The organism is Streptomyces sp. URMC 127, from assembly GCF_051386535.1.
Taxonomy (GTDB): Bacteria; Actinomycetota; Actinomycetes; order Streptomycetales; family Streptomycetaceae; genus Streptomyces.
This window is the reverse complement of sequence record NZ_JBPQTW010000470.1, coordinates 1-822: the sequence shown is the minus strand read 5'-3', so window position 1 is coordinate 822 and position 822 is coordinate 1. Positions and strand designations below refer to the sequence as shown.

Annotated in this window: 1 protein-coding gene; it reads left to right on the top strand. The window is 74.8% G+C overall.

Annotated features, from left to right (window positions below; all coding sequences use genetic code 11):
- Positions 1-37 precede the first annotated feature (37 nt).
- Positions 38-822 (top strand): ABC transporter permease (locus ACSNOH_RS34960; RefSeq protein ID WP_436725469.1); only part of this gene is annotated, 785 nt, incomplete at its 3' end.

Sequence of the window (822 nt, the reverse complement as noted above, 5' to 3'; positions counted from 1 at the left end):
TGGAGGACGCGTTCCTGACCCTGATCGGAGGCCCGTCGTGAGTGCAGTGGTGAGCACCGGGGAGTCGTCCGCTCCCGGCTACCGGGCGCGGCACACGCTGCCCCTGCGCGTGGAAGCGGTGCGGCAGCTGCGGCGGCGCCGGACGATGGTGGTCGGGGCGGTGCTCGCCGCCCTGCCGTTCGTGCTGATCGCGGCGTTCGCGATCGGCGGGCAGCCGGCCGGGCGCAACGGGCGGGTCACCCTGATCGACACCGCCACGGCGTCCGGGGTGAACTTCACGGCGACGTGCGTGTTCGTCTCGGCGGGCTTCCTGCTGGTCGTGCCGGTCGCGCTGTTCTGCGGCGACACGGTGGCCTCCGAGGCCGGCTGGTCGTCACTGCGCTACCTGCTGGCCGCACCGGTGCCGCGGACGCGGCTCCTGGTGAGCAAGCTGACCGTGGCGCTGGCGTTCAGCGCGGCGGCGATGGTGCTGCTGCCGGTGGTGGCCCTGGCCGCGGGCACGGCCGCGTACGGCTGGGGCCCGCTGCAGATCCCCACGGGCGGTGCGCTGCCCGGCACGACCGCCGTGGGGCGGCTCGCGATCGTCGTCGCGTTCGTCTTCGTGGGGCAGCTGGTGACGGCCGGGCTGGCGTTCTGGCTGTCGACGGTCACGGACGCGCCGCTGGGGGCGGTGGGCGGCGCGGTCGGGCTGACGATCGTCGGGAACGTCCTGGACGCGGTGACGGCGCTGGGGCACTGGCGGGACTTCCTGCCGGCGCACTGGCAGTTCGCGTGGGCGGACGCGTTGCAGCCGCGGCTGGAGTGGGGCGGGATGGTGAAGGG